The sequence below is a fragment of the uncultured Sunxiuqinia sp. genome, from assembly GCF_963974515.1.
Classification (GTDB): Bacteria; Bacteroidota; Bacteroidia; order Bacteroidales; family Prolixibacteraceae; genus Sunxiuqinia.
In genome coordinates this window covers 49,205-69,602 of sequence record NZ_CAXBDD010000001.1, presented here as the reverse complement: position 1 = coordinate 69,602, position 20,398 = coordinate 49,205, and the positions used below count along the sequence as shown (strand labels likewise).

Here is a 20,398-nt window from a genome sequence, read left to right as displayed (position 1 = left end):
TATCTTTGCAACCCGATTGAAATAATGTTGAAAAAGAATCAGCAATGAAAAAAGAAATACATCCGGAAAATTATCGCGTAGTTGCGTTTAAAGATATGTCAAATGGCGAGATCTATTTGACTAAATCAACTGTTAACTCAAAAGAAACTGAAGTGGTTGACGGCGTTGAGTATCCCTTGATAAAAGTGGAAATCTCAAGTAGTTCTCATCCGTTTTATACTGGTAAGATGAAATTAGTTGATACCGCTGGACGTGTTGACAAATTCATGAACCGTTATAAAAAACACATGGATAGCAAGAAGAAATAATCTTTGATTATTACAGATATATGGGCTTCGCTTTTGCGGAGCTTTTTTTTTGCCTTATTTTTGTAAAAACCTCAAGATGAATTATATCCTTGTTGACGGAGATAACCGCGAGAATCTTTTACCCTTGTGTTTTACGCGACCGGTTGCCGGCTTGCGCACCGGAATACTCACCATCGGTGAAAAGTGGGAGCGTCGGTTGCCGGGCATCTATTCCTGGAAAACGGAGGCCTATTTGCAGCAAAAATTTCCGATGCAAACTGCTTCTGACAACTGCGTGATTTATGCGCATGTTTGTCCTACCGACGAACTGGTGGAGCAGGTACAGGCATTGGAGATTGGTCAAGGGATTTTATTTCAAGGTGAAAAGGTGGCTGTTAAGTTGAATGAAAATTTATTGGCTTCGTATTTTGAATCCGAAGGCGTAATTGAATGGAAAGAGTTTTCAGGGCCACTGGATGTGATTCGATATCCCTGGGATTTGACCGAGGTTAATGCCCGGCAAATTCAGCTTGATTTTGATTTGCTGACGGCTAATCGCGAATCGGAGCCGATAAGTCACACCAACCAATTGATTCATCCGGAGAATATTTTTGCCGAGCCTGGAGCAAAACTTGAGTTTGTCACCATCAATGCATCATCCGGCCCGGTTTATATTGGAGCCAATGCAGAAATTATGGAAGGTTCACTGATCCGTGGCCCATTTGCCCTGGGAGAGTACTCAGTCGTGAACATGGGTAGCAAAATTTACGGAGGAACCACCATCGGGCCTTATTCCAAAGGTGGGGGTGAGATCAGCCAATCGATTATTACCGGTTACTCCAACAAAGGGCACGATGGTTTTTTAGGCCACTCGGTGCTTGGTGAGTGGTGTAACTTGGGGGCCGGAACCAACGTGTCCAATCTCAAAAACAATTATGAGCAAGTAAAGAGTTGGAATTATGCTACCGGAAGGTTTGTCAAAACTGGGTTACAGTTTGGCGGCCTGATTATGGGTGATCATTCCAAGGCGGGAATCAATAGCATGTTTAACACCGGAACAGTTGTGGGTGTGGCTTGTAACATTCATGGCACCGGTTTTCCACGTCAGTTTGTACCTTCGTTTGCCGATGGCGGACCTGGTGGATTTAAGCTGCATCAGTTGAAAACCGTTTTCGCGACTGCTACCAAGGTGATGGAACGCCGGAATCAGCTGCTTTCCGAGGTGGATCAGGAAATACTGGCTACGGTTTTGGAGCAAACTGCTGCATTTCGCAGTTTTTAAATTGACATCAAGTCTTTTGGCATAGCTATTGACTTGTACTAGCCCTGAATTATTTTTGGTATTTTTACGCCAGTTTGTCACAACAATCACAGAAAGAAAAGTAATGGGAGAAAATAAAGAACTATCTCTGGGAAATATGATATTTACAGGAATGGGGGATGATGATACAGAGATCATTCCAATCATTGCTGACGGAACCGAAGAAGAATTGAAAAACTTTCAGGCGCCCGAAATACTGCCAATTTTACCGTTGAGGAACACGGTGTTGTTTCCTGGCGTGGTGATTCCAATTACGGTTGGAAGGCAAAAATCACTGAAGCTGATTCAGGATGTTTTTCGTGGCGACAAGTTGCTGGGGACCGTCACCCAAAAGGATGGGGGTATTGACGATCCGGAACAAGTCGATTTGTACCAGGTGGGCACGGTTGCCCAAATCCTGAAAATCCTGGAAATGCCGGATGGTTCCACTTCGGTTATTATTCAGGGAAAGCGACGTTTTGAAGTGATGGATTACCTTGAGGAGTTTCCCTATTTCCGTGCTCAGGTTACTTTGCTTGATGAAATTCTGCCCAAAGAAAACAGTGCTGAATTTAATGCAGTTGTCGGGTCACTGAAAGATTTGTCAATCAAAGTTGCCCAGTATTCAAGCAATGTGCCGCCCGAAGCCACTTTTGCCGTTAAAAATATTGAAAACTCGACGTTCCTGATCAATTTCATTTGTTCGAATACGGATCTCGAGGTGGAGGAGAAGCAAACCTTGCTTGAGATTGCTGATGTACGTGAACGTGGAATTCAGGCCATTTCCTATTTGGTAAAGGAAGTGCAGATGCTGGAGTTGAAACGTGACATCCAATCCAAGGTGAAGACGGATCTGGATCAGCAACAGCGTGAGTTTTTGCTCAATCAGCAAATGAAGACTATCCAGGATGAGTTGGGCGGAAATCCGATTGAGCAGGAAATCAACGAGATGAAAGAGGCTGCCAAAGGAAAAAAATGGAGCGAGGAGGTTGCCAAATTTTTTGAGAAGGAAGTCAATAAGCTGCATCGCCTAAATCCTGCCGCAGGTGAATACTCGGTGCAATTTTCTTATTGCCAGACGCTGCTGGACCTGCCGTGGAATGAATATACCGAAGACAACTTCGATTTGAAACATGCCGAGCGAGTGCTGGATGAGGATCACTACGGATTGGAAAAAGTAAAGGAGCGTATTTTGGAACACTTGGCAGTTCTGAAATTGAAGAAAGATATGAAGGCGCCGATTTTGTGTTTGTACGGGCCGCCGGGAGTTGGAAAAACTTCGCTTGGAAAGTCGATCGCACGGGCACTTGATCGAAAATACATTCGCATGAGCCTGGGTGGATTGCACGATGAAGCTGAAATTAGAGGGCATCGAAAAACCTACATTGGCGCCATGCCCGGACGAATTCTTCAAAATATTAAGAAAGCTAAAACATCGAATCCCGTCTTTATTCTGGATGAAATTGATAAAGTTTCGAGCGATTTTCATGGCGATCCGGCTTCGGCTTTGCTCGAAGTGCTGGACCCGGAACAAAATGGCGAGTTTCACGATAATTATGTGGAGCTGGACTATGACCTGTCGAAAGTGATGTTTGTAGCCACAGCCAACACGCTCAATACTATTGCGGCACCCCTGCGTGACCGCCTGGAGTTGATTGATGTGAACGGGTACATTGTGGAGGAGAAGATTGAGATTGCCAAGCGGCACTTGATTCCGAAACAATTGGCAAATCATGGCGTGGAGAAAAGCCAGGTGAGCTTTTCGAAGGAAGTGCTTGAGCACATTGCTGAGAATTACACCCGCGAATCGGGTGTGCGCGAGCTGGATAAAAAGTTGGCTAAGGTGATTCGCCGGATTGCCAAAAAAATCGCTTTTGAAGAGTCCTATAACAGGAAATTGACTAAAGACGACATCCGCGAATACCTGGGCGTGGTGCAATACACGCGCGAAAGCTATCAAGGAAATGAAATCCCTGGTGTGGTTACCGGTCTGGCCTGGACAGCCCACGGTGGCGAAATTTTGTTTGTTGAATCTAGCTTAAGCACCGGAAAAGGAGGTTTGACGCTAACCGGGAATTTGGGTGAAGTCATGAAAGAGTCGGCGATGCTGGCTCTTGAGTATCTAAAATCACACCGCGAGGAGCTGGGCATTGATCAGAAAGTTTTCGACAACAATAATTTTCACGTTCATGTGCCGGAAGGAGCCATTCCGAAAGATGGGCCATCGGCTGGAGTGACCATGGTTACGTCGTTGGCCTCCAGTCTTTCGAAGCGGAAAGTACGCAAGAATATTGCGATGACGGGTGAAATCACGCTGAGAGGAAAAGTGCTTCCGGTTGGTGGAATAAAAGAAAAGATATTGGCAGCCAAGCGGGCCGGCATTAAGGAAATTTTGCTTTCGGCCGATAATAAAAAGGACTTGGAGGAAATTAAGGATGTTTACCTGAAAGGACTGAAGTTCCATTTTGTAAAAACGATCAGCGATGTGCTGGACTATGCTTTGTTGAAGAGCTAGGAGACAGCAACTTTTTCGATAATTTTTGCATACCGCAAAGAGAGCAAATCAAGATTAGACCAGAGTCACACAAAAAAAGTACTCTGGCCTTTTTTTTAGGTAATTGGGAAGCAATTCAGCTTTTCGAAGAAAGTAATGCTCGACCGATTCATTGGTTCTTCAATCACTGTGTTTTGGTGCGTTAAAGTACAAAACCTGTTTTTGCGGTCGACCCGTCGAAGGTATTGCAGATTGATGAAGGATGTGCGGTTGGCCCGAACAAAGCTCGGGGAATCAATCTGTTCCATGATCTTGTGAATAATTGTGGTTACCAGTTCGACTGTTCCATTTGAGAGAAAAATGTAGGTGTAGTTTTCCTGTCCCTGGAGAAGCATTACTTCTTCCGGATTGATAAACACAATTCCGCTTTCTGTCGGTAGTTTTAGTTTCTGAATTGGCTTGCTATTGCGAATGAAAAAGTCCATTTTTCGTTCCATTTCTTTACGCTTTGCGCGAGCTTTATATCGGTTGATCACCGAAATCAGCTCCTCGGGGCCAAATGGTTTTACAAGATAGTCCAGTGGTTTAACTTCCAGACTTTTAAATGCATACTTGCTGTGTGCTGTTGTAAAAACGATTTCAGTAGGGAGTTTATTCTCTTTAATGGCTTCGGCGACTTCCAGCCCGTTGGTATCAGGCATGTCAATATCCAAAAACACAAGGTCGGGCATTTTTCGTATTAATAATTTGATTCCGTGCCGTGGGTTAGTCGTTTTATCGATAACTTCCAGTTCGCGGAAAGCTTTCAGGTAAATTTCCAACAACGAGATTGCTTCCTCGTCATCTTCAATGATCATTGCCGTTATGGACTTATTTTCTGTCATTAATCTTCTTCTTTCGTCTCAATTTTGCAAAGTTCTTTAATTTGTTTCTTTGAACCATATAGTTTGATCTCTTTTTTTCCGCCTGTTAATACGCACGAATTGTCAAATCGGCTCACACTTTTCAGTTTATCAAGGTTGATTAAGAACTGGCGTCCGATTCTGAAAAAGTCATAGTTGCCAAGTACATCTTCCATTTTTCCGAGGTAAGTGTTCGCCAATTCAATGCTTCCATTGTCCAAATGAATGTGTGTGTACGAGCCTTGAGCTTCGCAGTACAAAATTTCTTTCGGGTCGATAACGATATGGGAATTTATGGAGGATAGCTTAAGTTTTGGATCATTTCTCATGTTGGTTAAAAGGGCATCAAGTTCAGCATTTGGGATAGCCGATTTTCTGTTTTTGATGGTTTCAATAATGGTTGCGAGTTTAGCCGCATTGACTGGTTTGAGCAGAAAATCATACACGTCATGTTTAATGGCATCGATGGCCATGTCGCGATACGAACTGACTATGACAATGTTTGTGTCCAGTTTTTCTTTTCGTATGAGTGAGATAAACTCTGTGCCGTTTTGTCCGGGCATGACCAAATCAAGAAAGACAATTTCCGGTTTTTCTTTCATGAACTTGAACAGAGCAGATTCGGTGCTTTCAGCTTCGTCAATAACTTTAATTTCAGAATGTTTCTTGAGCATGTATTTTAGCACATCCCGCGCTTCTTTCTCGTCATCAACAATTAGGGCTCTTAGCTTACTGGTAGTCATACTTTTTTCATTGGTTTACAAATTTATTAAAAATACAGCATCGATGGCATCATTGTGTTAATTAGAAGTCTTTGAATTGGCGGTTTTGTGGATTGATCATAGTTTAGGAAGGTTAATCCTCGGTATCTAATCTGCCTAATCGCTTTATAACTTGAAATTATCCGGTATATTTGTGAAAAACCTTTACGATGATAAAAGTTCAGGGAAGAACCAGAAATATTTTGCTGGTAGCAGGTTTTCTTGTCGTCCTATTTCTGGTATGGTACTTTAGTGCTATTGTAACCTATGTTTTAATTTCCGCTGTTTTATCGTTGGTGGGCCGTCCGGTTGTTCGTTTTTTTCACAGCGCAAATCTGGGGCGCTTTTCCATCTCCAATTCTGTCTCAGCCTTTCTAACGCTGTTTATCTTTTGGGTATTTTTCATTGGCTCATTTCGCTTTTTAATCCCTTTATTGATTAATGAGTTCGAACAGCTCTCAACCATTGATTTTAATGCGGTCGTTGAAGTTTTTGAAAATCCTATCCGGCGCTGGACGGAGTTTTTTGGTGAAGATACTGCCCCTGAAAATGATGCCCGCCTGATGGCCTTGCTGAAAACACAGTTTGGAGATCGGCTCAATTTTTCGCAGTTAACCGATGTGTTTGGCTTTGTAGCCGGAACCTTGGGGGAAGTGTTTATCACCTTCTTCGCTGTATCTTTTATCACGTTCTTTTTTTTGAAGGAAGAAAATATGTTTCGTGACAGTATCTTATTGGTGATCCCTTCAGATTATGAAGATAAAGTGAGTCGGATTTTAAGTTCCATCTATAATTTATTGCGGCGATATTTCGTCGGGTTGTTGTTTGAAATTACGATGGTTGGTCTTTTGGTTACCTTGGGACTGGCGATTGTTGGAATCGATTTCAGCCACGCCGTCGTGATAGGCCTGTTTTGCGGCTTGTTTAATGTTATACCCTATCTCGGCCCATGGATGGGAGCTATCGTCGGTCTTTTAATCGGAGTAGCCATTAACCTGAATGCTGATTTCATGGGGTATACTTTACCATTGCTTGGGTTGATGTTACTGGTTTTTGTTGTGGTACAGGTGATTGATAACATACTCTTTCAGCCTTTAATTTATTCAAGCAGCGTGAAAGCACATCCTTTGGAAATTTTTCTGGTTATTATGGCTGCCGGAAGTGTGGCAGGTATTCTGGGTATGATTCTGGCTATTCCTGCCTATACAATTGTTCGTGTCATTGCTAAAGAGTTTCTCGATAACCTGAAGATCGTACGGAAGCTCACCGAGAATTTGGATTAGATACATCGAAATTATCTATCGAATAATTATTCTTAATAATCTTGATCTATTTTACTTGCACTCCTCTCGCATGAAACGATGTTCAGGTTCAGATACTTAATAAAAGCAGACCAATTGCCGGTTATGCCGGCAGCTATTAAATGATTTGTGGGGATATTTTTTTAACTTGAGCTGCAAAACCTTAAAGTACAAAATTTGTTAATTCTCATGAGTTGCAAAATCCTAAGGTTTGAAAAAAAACTTACTAAAGCTTGTAGAATGAAATTAAAGTCCCCAGTTTTACGGAAATTCGGGTTTTCACCCAAAGTTTTTCTGTTAACTCTCTCCATGTCATTTTTTGTTTTTTCAGCAACGGCTTTTGCTGGAACACAAACGCAACAAAGTGAACAAGATTCAACAAACAACGCAGCTATCGAGCAGCCCTCGCCGAACGATACTGCAACGACTCAACTTGCCGGGCAGCCATCCGGTGCTGATTCGGCATCGGATGATACGACTCGTGTTGCAGAAAAGGGGGCCCAGGCTGATACGACTAGTCAGGCAGCGAAAGCAGATACTGCTTCCACTGGTGCGGGCTCAGCCGAGAGCGAACCTGCCGGAGTCGAAAAATTTAGTCACTACCGGAACGATATTAAGCGCGGGGAGCGCTTTTTCAGAGGATTACTGCCGCACAACAACCAACAGGAATCGTGTGCCTCATGTCACAACATCATGCCTTCGGATACGCTGAATTGGAACCCCTCGGCAATGGATATTGCCAATAAATACCTAGAAAAAGATTTTGCTGAATTTAAGGCTGTCGTGATGGAGCCCTCTGGAGGTAAAATGGCTGAGGTTCATAATGACTATGATTTTGAAGATACTGACCTTAAAACGGTCAAAGCCTATCTGGACGATCTTTCAATGCGTGGGCCCGCTCCTGTCAAGCCAACAATCACACGTTTGCTTTTCTTCATTTTGTTGGGGTTGATCATTACCTGGGCGTTACTTGAAATGATTTTTTTCCGGAAAATAAAATACAAGGCCATCCCGTTATTAATTTTTCTGGGTGTTTTTGGCTACCAGGTTAAGATGATATACGAAGAAGGAGTAAGGCTTGGGCGTTCACCTGGTTATGAACCCACACAACCTATCAAATTTTCACATAAAGTCCACGCCGGACAAAATCAAATCGACTGTATGTACTGCCACTTCACGGTTGAGCAGAGTAAGTCGGCGGGAATTCCGCCTACTGATCTTTGTTTGAACTGCCACTCGCTTGTTCGCGAAGGAACCCGTTCTGGAAAGTTTGAGATTGCTAAAGTTATTGAGGCCAGTGAAAATGAAGTTCCAATTGAATGGGTGAGAATTCATGATTTGCCCGATCATGTCTTTTTCAGTCATGCCCAACACGTGAATGCCGGAAAATTAGATTGTATTGAGTGCCATGGTGATGTGGCCGAAATGGATGTCATTAGGCAGGTGGAAGATCTGAGTATGGGATGGTGTATTGATTGCCACCGGACGAAAGAAGTCCAATTTGTCGAAAACAGTTTTTATGAATCATACGAAACGCTTCATGAGCAAATCAAAAAAGGGGAAATCGATAAGGTTACGGTTGATATGATTGGCGGAACCGACTGTATGAAGTGTCATTATTAATAAACAACAAACCCATTCGGAATGAAGGAACAATATTATAAAAGTTTGGATGATTTGATTTATGATGCTCGTCTGGCATCAAGCGAAACCGATGCTGGTGACAGGAAGTCCATTCTTCAAATGAAACAGGAATCGAAATCGGCAGGAAGCTCCCGGCGTGATTTTTTGAAGCTATTTGGTTTTACCGTAGCTTCGGCTGCTATTGCTGCCAGTTGTGAGCAACCGATTCAAAAAGCCATCCCTTTCCTGATTCAACCTGAAAAAATTATCCCGGGCGAAGCGAGCTATTTTGCTTCAACCTATTTTGATGGGATTGATTACTGTAGCATTTTGGTCAAAGTGCGTGACGGGCGCCCCATTAAGATTGAAGGAAACACCTTGTCCCCGGTAACAATGGGTGGAACCAATGCCCGGACACAGGCTTCGGTTTTGGGCCTTTACGACAACAAAAGACACAAGAATCCGACCTACGAAGGAAAAAAGATAAGCTGGGACGAGGCGGATGACAAGATCATGCTGTTTCTGGATGAGGTAAAAAAGCGACAAGGTAAAGTGGTTGTTTTGAGCTCCACGATCATTAGTCCTTCAACCAAAGCAGCGATTCAGGAATTTTTGGATGCTCATCCGGGTTCGGAGCATATTCAGTACGATGTGCTTTCGGCTTCCGGTATTCTGAAAGCCAACGAGAAAACGTTCGGACAAGCTTTTGTACCGGCCTATGATTTTAGCCAGGCAGAAATGATTGTTGGTTTTGATGCCGACTTTCTCGGAACCTGGCTTTCGCCGGTAGAGTATACCAAGCAATATGTGAAAAACAGGAAGTTGGTTGATGGTGAACGCTCGATGTCGCACCATATTCATTTTGAAGGAGGCATGTCGTTGACTGGATCCAATGCTGATGAACGCTACCAAATACGACCTTCGCAGGAAAAATTGGTTTTGGCAAACCTACTTCAGGAACTTAAAAAATTAAACGGACAAGCAGGTTCATCAGTTCCGGCAACACCAGTCGATGTGGCGAAAATCGCGGTCGAATTGTCTTCAAGAAAGGGAAAGTCGCTGATTGTAAGCGGAAGCAATGACGTGGAAAACCAATTGCTGGTCAACGCGATCAATGAATTGTTGGGAAATTATGGAACAACCATCCGTACTGACATTCACCTTAAATTACGCCAGGGCATGGATGAAGACATGGATCGGCTGGTTAGCGAGATGGAAAGCGGACAAGTTGAAGGATTGATTCTTTACGATGTCAATCCTGCTTTCGATTATCCTGAGGCTGATAAGTTCGTCAGCGCCTTGAAAAATGTCAAGCTGAAAATCGCGATGCCCATTTTGGGGGAAGAGACTTCTCAATATGTCCACTATGTTTGTCCGGATCACCACTACCTGGAGGCTTGGAACGATGCGGAAGCTAAAACAGGCAGCTATTCGCTGGCGCAACCAACCATTCGCCCAATTTTCAAAACCCGGGCAGCACAGGAAAGCCTTCTGAAATGGGCAGGTAATCCGGTCGATTATCATACTTACATTCAAAAATACTGGGAAGAGAACTTGTTCGCAGGTTCCGGCGAAAGTTCGTTCGATGATTTTTGGAACAGCAAGTTACACGATGGCATTCTGGAATCGGGGCTAACTGAAAAGGAATCGCTCGCCTATCGTGCTGATGCTGCAGAAGCCGCATTGGCTCAAATCAAACTTTCATCTGGTGGTGATTCTCTTGAGCTGGCATTTTATACGAATGTGAGTGTCGGTTCTGGAAAACAGGCTAACAACCCTTGGTTGCAAGAGCTTCCTGATCCGGTTACCAAAGTATGTTGGGATAATTATGCTGCGGTTTCACCCAAACTGGCTGCTGAGTTGGAGCTAGAAGATGAACAGCTGGTTAAAATCAATGACTTCGGTCCAATTCCGGTGATCGTTCAGCCCGGACAAGAATATAAAACAATTTCAGTAGCCTTGGGCTATGGAAGGCTCAATATGGGTATTCCTGATGGTACGGTTGGGCAAAATGCCTTTCCGCTGATTCAAACGAAAAATGGCGCGAAACAATACCATTTGGAGCAGGTGACGATTGAAAAAGTAGCTGGCGATTATCAACTGGCGCGCACACAATCCCACCATTCAATGGAAGGACGTAGCCTGGTGCGTGAAACAACACTTGAAGATTATTTGGTGAATCCGGCCTCAGGCAATGAAGTGCGCGAAACAATCAAGGCCCACATGAAATCGCTCTATGCGCAACGCAAGTTTGAAGGGTTTCACTGGGGAATGGCAATCGATTTGAATTCCTGTACCGGATGTAATGCCTGTGTAGTCGCTTGCTCGGCCGAAAATAATGTTCCGGTGGTTGGGAAAGAACAGGTGATTAACGCGCGTGAAATGCACTGGATCCGAATTGACCGATACTATAAGGGCGATCCGGAGAATCCGGAATTGGTTCGCCAGCCCGTAATGTGTCAACACTGCGACAACGCACCATGCGAAAACGTTTGCCCCGTTGCAGCTACAACCCACAGCAATGAAGGGATCAACCAAATGGCCTACAACCGCTGTATTGGAACACGTTACTGCAACAACAACTGTCCCTATAAAGTACGGCGCTTCAACTTCTACGACTATACAGGAGCCGATGCTATGCCAGGAAATAGAAAGGATCCGACGGAGATGACGACTGATTTGCGTCGTTTGGTGTTGAATCCGGATGTTACCGTTCGGGCCAAAGGGGTGATTGAGAAGTGTTCGTTCTGCGTTCAGCGTATTCAGGAGAAGAAATTGGTTGCCAAGAATGAAAACAGAACCTTGCAGGATGGAGAAGTGGTGCCTGCCTGTGCGCAAGCTTGCCCTGCTGATGCCATCGTTTTTGGAGACTTGAATAATACAGAAAGCCGGATTTCGAAGTTCTTTGCTGATGAACGTAATTACCATTTGCTGGAAGAATTGCACACGCTGCCATCGGTCGGCTACCTAACGAAGGTGAAAAATAAAACCATATAACTAAAACGAATTAGGAATGTACACATCTCCGCTCAGAGAACCGTTAATTCGGGGAAATAAGAACTACAAACAGGTGACCGATGATATTTTGTCACCCATGGCAGGCAAACCTTCCAAATACTGGTATGCCGGAATTACCCTGGCAGGCATTGCACTCATGTTTGGTGCATGGGCCACCTTCAGAACCGTGTTTTATGGCATTGGAGAATGGGGGCTCAACAAAACCATCGGCTGGGGATGGGGAATTACCAACTTTGTTTGGTGGGTTGGTATTGGTCATGCCGGTACGTTTATCTCCGCAATCCTATTGCTTTTCCGACAAAAGTGGCGTACCAGTATTAACCGGTCAGCCGAAGCCATGACTTTGATTGCCGTGATGTGTGCCGGATTCTTTCCGCTGATTCACATGGGGCGCCTTTTGTTGGGGTTTTACATTTTCCCGTATCCAAACACCCGCGCGCTTTGGGTTAACTTCAACTCCCCCCTGTTGTGGGACGTTTTTGCAATTTCAACCTACTTTGCTGTTTCATTAGTGTTTTGGTATGTTGGATTGATCCCAGACTTGGGAACGGTACGCGACCGGGCCACGACGAAAATCAGAAAAGCAATCTATGGGTTTCTAAGTTTTGGATGGACCGGATCAGCAAGACATTGGTCGCGCCACGAAACAGTCAGTTTGATTTTGGCAGGGTTAGCCGCTCCTTTGGTGCTGTCGGTTCACACCATTGTAAGTTTCGACTTTGCCACATCGGTCATCCCGGGTTGGCACACCACTATTTTCCCCCCTTACTTTGTATCGGGCGCAATTTTTTCCGGATTTGCGATGGTCCTTACCCTGATGATTGTGACACGTAAAGCGTTAAACCTGGAGGAGTACATTACGCTGAATCACATCGAATCGATGAACAAGATTATCATCCTGACCGGATCGATTGTTGGGGTAGCCTATCTGACTGAGTTTTTTATGGCTTGGTATTCCGGAGTTGAATTTGAAACCTACGCATTTTTCAACCGTGCTTTCGGCCCATATGCCTGGGCTTACTGGATTATGATGACCTGTAATGTAATCACTCCGCAGCTTTTTTGGTTTCGAAAGATTCGCAGAAGTGTGCTGTTAACATTCATCATTTCCATCTTTGTGAATATTGGCATGTGGTTCGAACGATTTGTCATTGTGGTTACTTCGTTGCACCGCGATTTTCTGCCGTCGAGCTGGACCATGTACAGCCCCACCCTTGTTGAGGTAGGTTTATATGTGGGAACACTGGGCTTATTCTTTACTTTGTTTTTGTTGTTCATCCGGGTATTCCCGGTCATTGCAGTGGCAGAAGTAAAAGGTGTATTGAAATCTTCGGGTGAAAAACATAAAATAGCCGATCATGAGTAGATATATAACAGCATATTATTTGGATGAGGAGGATTTGCTCAAAGGAATTGGGCAAATGAAAGCCAAGGGTTTGGAAATTATGGATGTGTTGACTCCTTTTCCGGTGCATGGTGTTGATAAGGCTTTAAATATTCGACGTTCCAGGTTGACACGTGTCGCTTTTATTGGTGGAGCGGTCGGCGCCATTATTGGTTTTGGGTTTCAGGCCTGGGTTTTCACCGTCGATTACCCATTGAATATTGGTGGAAAACCATTTTTTGCTGTGCCTTCGTTCATGCCCGTTGCATTTGAGCTGACGGTTCTCTTTTCAGCCTTTGCCATGGTGATAGCCTTTTTTGTGAGCAACAAGCTGGGACCGGGAGCCAAGACCATTATTCATGATGAACGCATAACAGACGATCGGTTTTTGGTGGTTGTGAAAGTTGATGATAGCCGTTCGGAGGAGAATATCAAGGAAATTGAATTGGCGCTTGCTGAAGCCGGTGCTGAAGGAATAACATTAAAAGCATAGCATTGTCATGGAGAATCAAAAATTTATAATGACCAAAAAACTGTCAACCCTGATTTACGGGATGATCGGAATTGGTATCCTTTCGCTGGCGGTCAGCTTTTTCATTGGTACAGGGGGCGAGCGTATTGCAGCCAACCTATTGCTGAATACCTACTATTTTCTGGCCCTTGGCTTAATTGGCCTGTTTCTGGTTGCCGTTCATACTATTGCCGAATCGGGTTGGCACACCAGTATTCAACGGATCGGGGAGGCCATGGGTGCCTTTATCCCGGTAGCTGGCGTTCTCATGTTATTGCTATTTGTATTTGGCGGATTACATCTGCTTTATGAGTGGACGCATGAAGACCATTTGGATGAAATTCTACTTAAGAAAGTGGCCTATCTGAATGCACCTTTCTTTTATGTACGATTTGCTGTGTACTTTGCCATTTGGATTATTTTGGCTCATTTTATTCGTAAATATTCGCTGTTGCTCGATCAATCAGGCGATTTGAAATACTACCGAAAGTTTCGGATTTTTTCAGCCGTTTTCGTCGTTACGCTTGCCATTACCAGTGTCACTTCGTCGTGGGACTGGCTCATGTCGATTGATGCGCATTGGTTTAGTACCCTTTATGGCTGGTATGTCTTTTCGAGCATGCTCGCTAGTGGCACGGCGGTATTGATCATCCTGTTGATCGTGTTGAGGCGAATGGGTTATATGGGACATGTGAACAACGAGCATATTCACGATCTTGGGAAATACCTGTTTGGCTTTAGCATCTTTTGGGCCTACTTATGGTTCTCGCAGTACATGTTGATTTGGTATGCCAACATTCCTGAAGAAACCGTTTATTTTTACGAACGACATAAAAACTTCAGTACGATTTTCTACGTCAATTTGATTCTGAACTTTGTGGTTCCGTTTTTTGCCTTGATGACCCGGAACTCAAAACGTGGCTCTTTAATCCTGTTGCCTGTTTCGTTGATTGTGTTTATTGGCCATTGGCTCGATCTGTACCAGTTAATCATGCCCGGGGCTGTGGGTGGCGAAGAGTCTGGAATTGGAATACCGGAAGTTGGAATTACCATCGGATTTGTCGGACTGTTCCTGTTCGTTGTCTCCCGTTCACTTGCCAAAGCTCCGCTGATTCCCAAAAATCATCCATTTTATAAAGAAAGTCTTGAATACCATACGCAATACTGATTATGAGAAGATCTGTTAAACTATACCTGTTGCTTTTTGTCGTGGTTCTGTCGGCGGCATGTACACGCGATAAAAACCGGCCAGGACATACTTTTTTCCCCGATATGGCTTATTCTCCGGCCTATAAAACTTATACGGAAAATCCAGTATTTGAAGACGGGAATACGATGCGTTTGCCTGCGGAGGGGACCATTCCCCGCGGGTTTAAGCCCTATCCTTACGAAGGACGGTCGATGGATGAACAGGTAAGAGCGGGGCAGGAGCTGGTCAATCCGGTAGAGGCAACCCCTGAAGTATTGGACGAGGGAAAACGTCAATACGAAATATTCTGTATCAGCTGTCACGGAGACATTGGCGATGGTAATGGGCATTTATTTACGAGTCGGATGTTTCCGGCCAAACCTCGATCATTGATTGATGATTATTTAAAAGGTAAGCCGGATGGTGAAATATTTCATGTCATAACTGTCGGTTCTTTTTCAGGGTTGATGGGACCTCACGGAGGACAGATCAGCCCCGAAAACCGCTGGAAGATTGTGCATTATGTGCGTTCACTGGCGACAGAATAGTGTTTTTTTTTACATGAAATGGGCAAGTCTCGAAAAACATTTCTGAAGTGGTAAGCAAAATGAAAATAAAAAAAAATACCGTTGCTACAGTTCAGTATTCTGTCGCAGATGCGTCGGACGGGAAAATTCTACAGCAGGTTTCGGGTGAGGAAATGCAGGAGTTTCTGTTCGGAAATCAACTGCTTCTGGAGGTGTTCGAGCACTCTCTGCAAGGATTATCAGCCGGAGAATCGTTTCATTTCCATGCTTCGCAGCACGAGGCATACGGCCCTATTGATCCAAAGGCAATCGTTGATTTGCCGCTGACCACTTTTGCTGAAGAAGATGGTCGCATTGACGACGAAGTGGTGCAGGTTGGAAACGTCTTTCCGATGGGAGATGACAAGGGAAACCAACTGTATGGCAAAATAGTCAGAAGAGGAGAAAATCGGGTGATCATGGATTTCAATCACCCTATGGCCGGGAAAGACCTGATTTTTTCAGGAAAAATTATTGGCGTACGGGAAGCACTTCCCGAGGAAATTCCCGATTAGGCTGTTTTTTTTCGTTCGGGCACACTTTGTCATTTCTTATCGCGGACGCTTTCTTGTGTAAAAAATCAACAACTATTGAGAACCCGGCAAGGGTAGTTTATTTTCTCGCTATTTCATTTATGCAGTAAGCAACTGCAATGATGCAAATTTGATCTGCAACACGGCATCAGCCTGCTGCAAGAATGAAATATTGAACTACAATTATGCTTAAGATGAAGATCTATTTGTGGTTGTCTTTCTTCGTGGAAAACCACCTGAAACTGGTTTGTTTCTCATCTTGGTCTGTTTCTGCCTCGAGGTAAATTTCCTGTACATCCTGCGATGGACTTGACGAGGAGCTAATTTTCAAAACATAGGTTTGGTAACCGTCACATCGAATCAAAACATGGATGGTGTCTCCCGGGAGATTCCACAGCCGAAATTCGCCATTTTCATTGGTGATGGTGCCAATACCAAGTGGATCATCTTCAAGACAAACATTGACCCCGTAGAGTGGCTTGTTTGTCGCTTTGTCCATAACCTTTCCGTAAACATTGGCGGTTTGTGCACTGCCTGCTGTAGGTATCAGGCAAGAAATCATTAGTAAACTGAATAAGATAAGTGGTGTTTTCATACGTTATTATTTTTAAAGGTACGTATGGAACTCACTTTAATGTTTTCACTTCCGTTGTTTTGTTGAATTCAAAATTGTTAAATGAAATTTTAAAGTTTGTTTCCTGGCTTGTTTCTGTGTTTCTATTATTACTGACAAATAACTTGCCAAAGGGTTGCTTCGATGATGTTAAAAAGATTAAATTTTGTTTCTTTTTAGACGCTTAATTCTGCCGGACGCTGAATGGGCATTAAAAGTGATTTTTTTAACATTTCGAGTCCATCTTATTTCACGACGTGATAGCCTCTTTTCTCTATCGCAGCAGTAATTTTTTCAGGGTTTGTTTTCGAAGGATTGTAGACAATGCGTGTGGTTGAGTCTTCATGGTTGGCTTCAACTTCTGCAATCCCTTCGAGTTCATTTACCCCTTTTTGAATTGACATTTCGCAGTGATCGCATGTCATGCCTTCAACAGAATAAACCAGCTCAACGTCAGCAACAGGCTGTTTCGGTGTCGTTGTAGCGTTTTTTTGGTCACAGGCTAGGGTAAAAAGACTGATTACGACCAACAGCAGACTTGTTTTGATGTACCTCTTTAGTTTGAGCATATAGTTTATTTTATTGTTTTAAATTAACTGTTAATTAGGACGTTGTCCTTTTATTGGCTTATTTTAAGAGCGGTTCAAGTATTCTTTCACTTTCCTGACCTGCATCTCTCATTACTGCTTCTGCGTTGTTTCCAAGCAGCTTTGAGAGCAAAATGGCATTCATGCGGGCAATGTATGTTTTACCGTTCTCATTTTCATAGACAGCCACACGACAAGGCATCATGGCCGAAATGTGCCGGTCCTCGTCGCTTCCCAAGATCCGAGCAGCCAGCTCGGGTTTGCAGATTGAAAAAACTCTGACTGGTTTTACAGCAAACCCGTGCTTGTTTAGGGTTGCCTGCAGGTCATATTGGTGGGGCATGCTCCAGCCGTTGTCTTTAGTCGATTGCTCAATTAGATCAACCGTTTGGGCAAAATTGTACTTGCTTTCCGTTTTGGTGAAGATTATTCTGGGAGCCAAAACAAGAAGGAGCAAAAATGTCAATAGAATTCCAGTGATAAATCCGGTTAGAAACATCGTTGATTTTTTTCGCATGGCTAATATATTTAAAAATCTAGATATATTGGTATAACATCTGATTTTTTTGTTTGTTCATCAACGAAGAAGAATGCTATCGATGATTATTGCAATCATCATAAGGAGATATAAAAAGTTGATTTTGAAGAAGGTGCTTCGTACCTGAAGGTTGTTTTTTATAAGAAGTTGTAAGCTGGTGGAGATTAGCACATAGAAAATGTACGCCAATAGAATGACGATGATGATTTTGCTGATCATGATTTTGAATGCGATGATTAAAGCGGCTGCAATGGTCGATAGAATCCAGGTATAGCTTAGACGTTTGATCTGGTTGTCGGTAAAGATGTCCGTTAAGCTGGGGTAACCAACCAATTTGTATTCTTTGCCGAACATTAACAGTAGCAACCAAAAATGGGGAATTTGGCCGATAAAAAAGAAAACAGCGACCCAGAAAATGACTGGGCTAAACAAATCGCCCCCTGTAGCCAACCATCCAATGTAGGGTGGCAAAGCTCCGACCAGTGAGCCGGGTACCACAGCAAATGCAGTGTATTTTTTTAGAGGGGTGTAAAAGCCGTTGTATGAAAGAAGCGTGACTGTGCTTGCGATAAGTGCCGCCGGGGGGAAATGAATTGTTAGAATTACTGCACCAGATATAAAATAAAGTAAGGCCACCCATGTGGCGAATAAAGGCGAAATTTTCCCCGAAGGGATTGGTCTATTTTGTGTGCGGGGCATTAATGCGTCAATTCGGTGTTCCTGCCAATGGTTGATGGTACCGGAGCTACACGAGATTAAAAATACGCCGACGCCCAGATAGACGCCTTCCAGTCCAATCGTTCCTGTGTGAAGGGCAAAACCGGTTAGGGCTGATAAAGCAACGGGCAAAGAGATACGCGCTTTGCCCAGTTGAAGAATAAGTTTAAGATAGGAGCCAATGGTTTGACGGCTCATGCTATTCAAGTGTTTTCAGGTATTCAATAATCTGTTCAATGTCCGAATCACTTAGCTGTCCTTGGTAGCTTTGCATCAGGCCGCGGTTAAATCCGTCAACAACATCAGCGTCAGGCTCATAAATAGACCGTTTGATGTATGCGTCATCAACAGTAATGGTGCGTTCGCTTCCCCCCGATTTTACGGTTACGTCATGGCCGTAGATTCCTTTAAATGAAGGACCAATAATTTTTGATCCATCAACTGAATGGCAGGCAAAACACCCGATGTTGGTCATAATTCGCTTACCTGCTGCCGCCGGCGAATCAATCTCTGCGCTGGCTACTTGTTGTGTGGTGTCGGTATACCATTTATTGAACTCTTCCTCGGGCATCACTTTTACCCAGTTATACATGTACGAGTGCTGCAGTCCACAATACTCGGTGCAAAAAAGCTCGTAGATGCCTTCGTTTGTAGGGGTAAACCACAAAAACTTCTCACTGCCAGGCACTACGTCTTCCTTCACTCTGAATGCAGGAATAAATACGGAGTGGATGACATCCATTGATCGAAGGTTCAGCTTGACAGGCTGGTCTTTTGGCACAAATAAGGTATCAGTTCGCCGACCATTGTCATATTCGAAAGTAAAGTTCCACATGCGTCCAACGACGGTGATTTCGAAACTATCTTCCGGAGCTGTTTTCATGGGTTTCCATCCAGCCCATCCGTAATAAAACATGATAAGCACTAAGATGGTGGGAATGATGGTCCAGATCAATTCCAACAAGTTGCTTCCCTTTATTTGTACAGCCTTTGGATGTCGCTTTCTATTGTATTTGAAAATAAAATAAATCATGACTGCTGTGAGGCTGATCAAAAAGAAAAAGCTTACAGCAAGAATAAAAATGAATGCCCGGTCGACTCCGGCAACAAAATTAGAGGCTTGTGTTGATGCTAAAATATACATAGTTTCTTATCTGAAATAGTAGTCAAAAAACGTAACAAGAACGATAGCAATAAATAATAGAAAAACCAGTCCGACCATAATCTGAATATAGGCTTTGTCAAATTTAAGGTGCATGAAATAAACCAGCACTAAACCTGATTTTACTGAGGCAAGCAATAAAGCTCCGGCAACAGTATAAGCTCCTAATTCGATGTTGGTAATGGCTATTGACAGAAACGTCAAAGTAAGCAGCAACAGCAGAATAATAGCATATAAGCCGTATGGAACGATATGATGTTTTTCATTTTCCATAATTTAGTTGTTAGGTGATTAAGTAAAACAATGGGAACAGGAAGATCCAGATTAAGTCAACCAGGTGCCAGTATAACCCGGCATTTTCCAACAAGGATGGCCTGTCGGCATGAACGGTACCCTTTTTTATTCGTGCCAGGGCAAATCCCATGATCACTAATCCGGCGATAATATGCAGGGCGTGCAAGCCGGTCATGACAAAGTATAACCCAAAGAATAACACCTCTCCCTGACTCATTTCCGCCTTCATAAACTCTGATCCGGGGAAAATTCCATGATCAAATTTTACACCCCACTCAAAGTATTTGTTCACCAAAAATATTAGCGCCAACATGAAGGTGATTTCCAACAAAACAATGGTGGTTGCTTTTTGCTTTTTCTGAAGGGCTGTTGTCGACATGGCAATGGTCATGCTGCTAACCAGCAGAATGACCGTATTCAATGCGCCAACGGTCGTATTCAATTCTTCGGCTGCCAGGTGAAATGCGTCGGCATTCATGTACCTGTAAACCGAGTAGACAATGAAAAGCCCTCCAAATAGAAGCAATTCAGTAAAAATGAAAAGCCACATCCCGATTTTCGATCCTTCCGGGTCATAGTGCTCATCATGTTGAATAACTTGTGACATAGGTATAGCGT

20 protein-coding genes are annotated in these 20,398 nt (G+C 43.6%); 11 read left to right on the top strand and 9 right to left on the bottom strand.

Annotated features, from left to right (window positions below; all coding sequences use genetic code 11):
- Window positions 1-44 precede the first annotated feature (44 nt).
- The 3 genes from AAC033_RS00300 (at window position 45) to lon (ending at window position 4,102) form a co-directional block, all read left to right on the top strand.
- Window positions 45-308: a type B 50S ribosomal protein L31 gene (locus AAC033_RS00300; RefSeq protein WP_339734141.1), complete on the top strand. Its 264-nt coding sequence runs from the start codon at window positions 45-47 to the stop codon at window positions 306-308.
- A gap of 76 nt (window positions 309-384) precedes the next feature.
- Window positions 385-1,569 carry a GlmU family protein gene (locus AAC033_RS00295; RefSeq protein WP_339734139.1) on the top strand — a complete coding sequence of 395 codons (1,185 nt, stop codon included), beginning with the start codon at window positions 385-387 and terminating at the stop codon, window positions 1,567-1,569.
- A gap of 103 nt (window positions 1,570-1,672) precedes the next feature.
- Window positions 1,673-4,102: an endopeptidase La gene (lon, locus tag AAC033_RS00290; RefSeq protein ID WP_339734137.1), complete on the top strand. Its 2,430-nt coding sequence runs from the start codon at window positions 1,673-1,675 to the stop codon at window positions 4,100-4,102.
- A gap of 95 nt (window positions 4,103-4,197) precedes the next feature.
- On the opposite strand, the gene AAC033_RS00285 is transcribed toward lon, so the two are convergent.
- The gene (locus tag AAC033_RS00285) at window positions 4,198-4,965 is read right to left on the bottom strand and encodes a LytTR family DNA-binding domain-containing protein (protein ID WP_339734135.1); all 768 of its coding nucleotides are present in this window, start codon (window positions 4,963-4,965) and stop codon (window positions 4,198-4,200) included.
- Window positions 4,965-5,726 (bottom strand): LytTR family DNA-binding domain-containing protein, encoded by a 762-nt coding sequence (locus AAC033_RS00280; RefSeq protein WP_339734133.1) that lies wholly within the window; start codon window positions 5,724-5,726, stop codon window positions 4,965-4,967. Before AAC033_RS00280 ends, AAC033_RS00285 begins: the two co-directional genes overlap by 1 nt.
- A 188-nt stretch (window positions 5,727-5,914) precedes the next feature.
- Here AAC033_RS00280 and AAC033_RS00275 point away from each other — a divergent pair, with 188 nt between their 5' ends.
- From AAC033_RS00275 to AAC033_RS00240, 8 genes are all read left to right on the top strand, one after another.
- Window positions 5,915-7,027: an AI-2E family transporter gene (locus AAC033_RS00275; protein WP_339734131.1), complete on the top strand. Its 1,113-nt coding sequence runs from the start codon at window positions 5,915-5,917 to the stop codon at window positions 7,025-7,027.
- Between the two features lie 327 nt (window positions 7,028-7,354).
- Complete coding sequence (locus AAC033_RS00270; RefSeq protein ID WP_339734129.1) at window positions 7,355-8,668, top strand: cytochrome c3 family protein; 1,314 nt, start codon at window positions 7,355-7,357, stop codon at window positions 8,666-8,668.
- A 21-nt stretch (window positions 8,669-8,689) separates the two neighbouring features.
- Window positions 8,690-11,665, top strand: a complete 2,976-nt coding sequence (locus AAC033_RS00265) for a 4Fe-4S dicluster domain-containing protein (RefSeq protein WP_339734127.1) — start codon at window positions 8,690-8,692, stop codon at window positions 11,663-11,665.
- Between the two features lie 16 nt (window positions 11,666-11,681).
- Window positions 11,682-13,052 carry an NrfD/PsrC family molybdoenzyme membrane anchor subunit gene (nrfD, locus tag AAC033_RS00260; protein WP_339734125.1) on the top strand — a complete coding sequence of 457 codons (1,371 nt, stop codon included), beginning with the start codon at window positions 11,682-11,684 and terminating at the stop codon, window positions 13,050-13,052.
- Window positions 13,045-13,563, top strand: coding sequence for a DUF3341 domain-containing protein (locus tag AAC033_RS00255; protein ID WP_339734123.1), 519 nt, complete (start codon window positions 13,045-13,047; stop codon window positions 13,561-13,563). The genes nrfD and AAC033_RS00255 overlap by 8 nt, the downstream gene beginning before the upstream one ends.
- A gap of 28 nt (window positions 13,564-13,591) precedes the next feature.
- On the top strand, window positions 13,592-14,749 hold the full coding sequence (locus AAC033_RS00250; RefSeq protein WP_339734121.1) for a quinol:cytochrome C oxidoreductase: 1,158 nt from the start codon (window positions 13,592-13,594) through the stop codon (window positions 14,747-14,749).
- 2 nt (window positions 14,750-14,751) lie between these two features.
- Window positions 14,752-15,318: a c-type cytochrome gene (locus tag AAC033_RS00245; protein ID WP_339734119.1), complete on the top strand. Its 567-nt coding sequence runs from the start codon at window positions 14,752-14,754 to the stop codon at window positions 15,316-15,318.
- A gap of 59 nt (window positions 15,319-15,377) precedes the next feature.
- Window positions 15,378-15,851, top strand: coding sequence for an FKBP-type peptidyl-prolyl cis-trans isomerase (locus AAC033_RS00240; protein WP_339734117.1), 474 nt, complete (start codon window positions 15,378-15,380; stop codon window positions 15,849-15,851).
- Window positions 15,852-16,071: 220 nt separating this feature from the next.
- On the opposite strand, the gene AAC033_RS00235 is transcribed toward AAC033_RS00240, so the two are convergent.
- The 7 genes from AAC033_RS00235 to AAC033_RS00205 all read right to left on the bottom strand — a co-directional run bounded on the left by AAC033_RS00235 (window position 16,072) and on the right by AAC033_RS00205 (window position 20,387).
- The gene (locus AAC033_RS00235; protein WP_339734115.1) at window positions 16,072-16,464 is read right to left on the bottom strand and encodes a carboxypeptidase-like regulatory domain-containing protein; all 393 of its coding nucleotides are present in this window, start codon (window positions 16,462-16,464) and stop codon (window positions 16,072-16,074) included.
- A gap of 263 nt (window positions 16,465-16,727) precedes the next feature.
- Entirely contained in the window at window positions 16,728-17,051 is a 324-nt protein-coding gene (locus AAC033_RS00230) for a cation transporter (protein WP_339734113.1), read from the bottom strand.
- Window positions 17,052-17,109: 58 nt separating this feature from the next.
- Window positions 17,110-17,586: a DUF302 domain-containing protein gene (locus tag AAC033_RS00225; protein WP_339734111.1), complete on the bottom strand. Its 477-nt coding sequence runs from the start codon at window positions 17,584-17,586 to the stop codon at window positions 17,110-17,112.
- Window positions 17,587-17,646: 60 nt separating this feature from the next.
- Window positions 17,647-18,522 (bottom strand): protoheme IX farnesyltransferase, encoded by an 876-nt coding sequence (locus AAC033_RS00220; protein WP_339734109.1) that lies wholly within the window; start codon window positions 18,520-18,522, stop codon window positions 17,647-17,649.
- Between the two features lies 1 nt (window position 18,523).
- A complete protein-coding gene (gene coxB / locus AAC033_RS00215; protein WP_339734107.1) occupies window positions 18,524-19,468 on the bottom strand; it encodes a cytochrome c oxidase subunit II in 945 nt (314 codons plus the stop codon).
- Window positions 19,469-19,474: 6 nt separating this feature from the next.
- Window positions 19,475-19,759, bottom strand: coding sequence for a cytochrome C oxidase subunit IV family protein (locus tag AAC033_RS00210; RefSeq protein ID WP_339734105.1), 285 nt, complete (start codon window positions 19,757-19,759; stop codon window positions 19,475-19,477).
- Between the two features lie 10 nt (window positions 19,760-19,769).
- Window positions 19,770-20,387: a cytochrome c oxidase subunit 3 family protein gene (locus AAC033_RS00205; RefSeq protein WP_339734103.1), complete on the bottom strand. Its 618-nt coding sequence runs from the start codon at window positions 20,385-20,387 to the stop codon at window positions 19,770-19,772.
- Window positions 20,388-20,398: the final 11 nt, after the last annotated feature.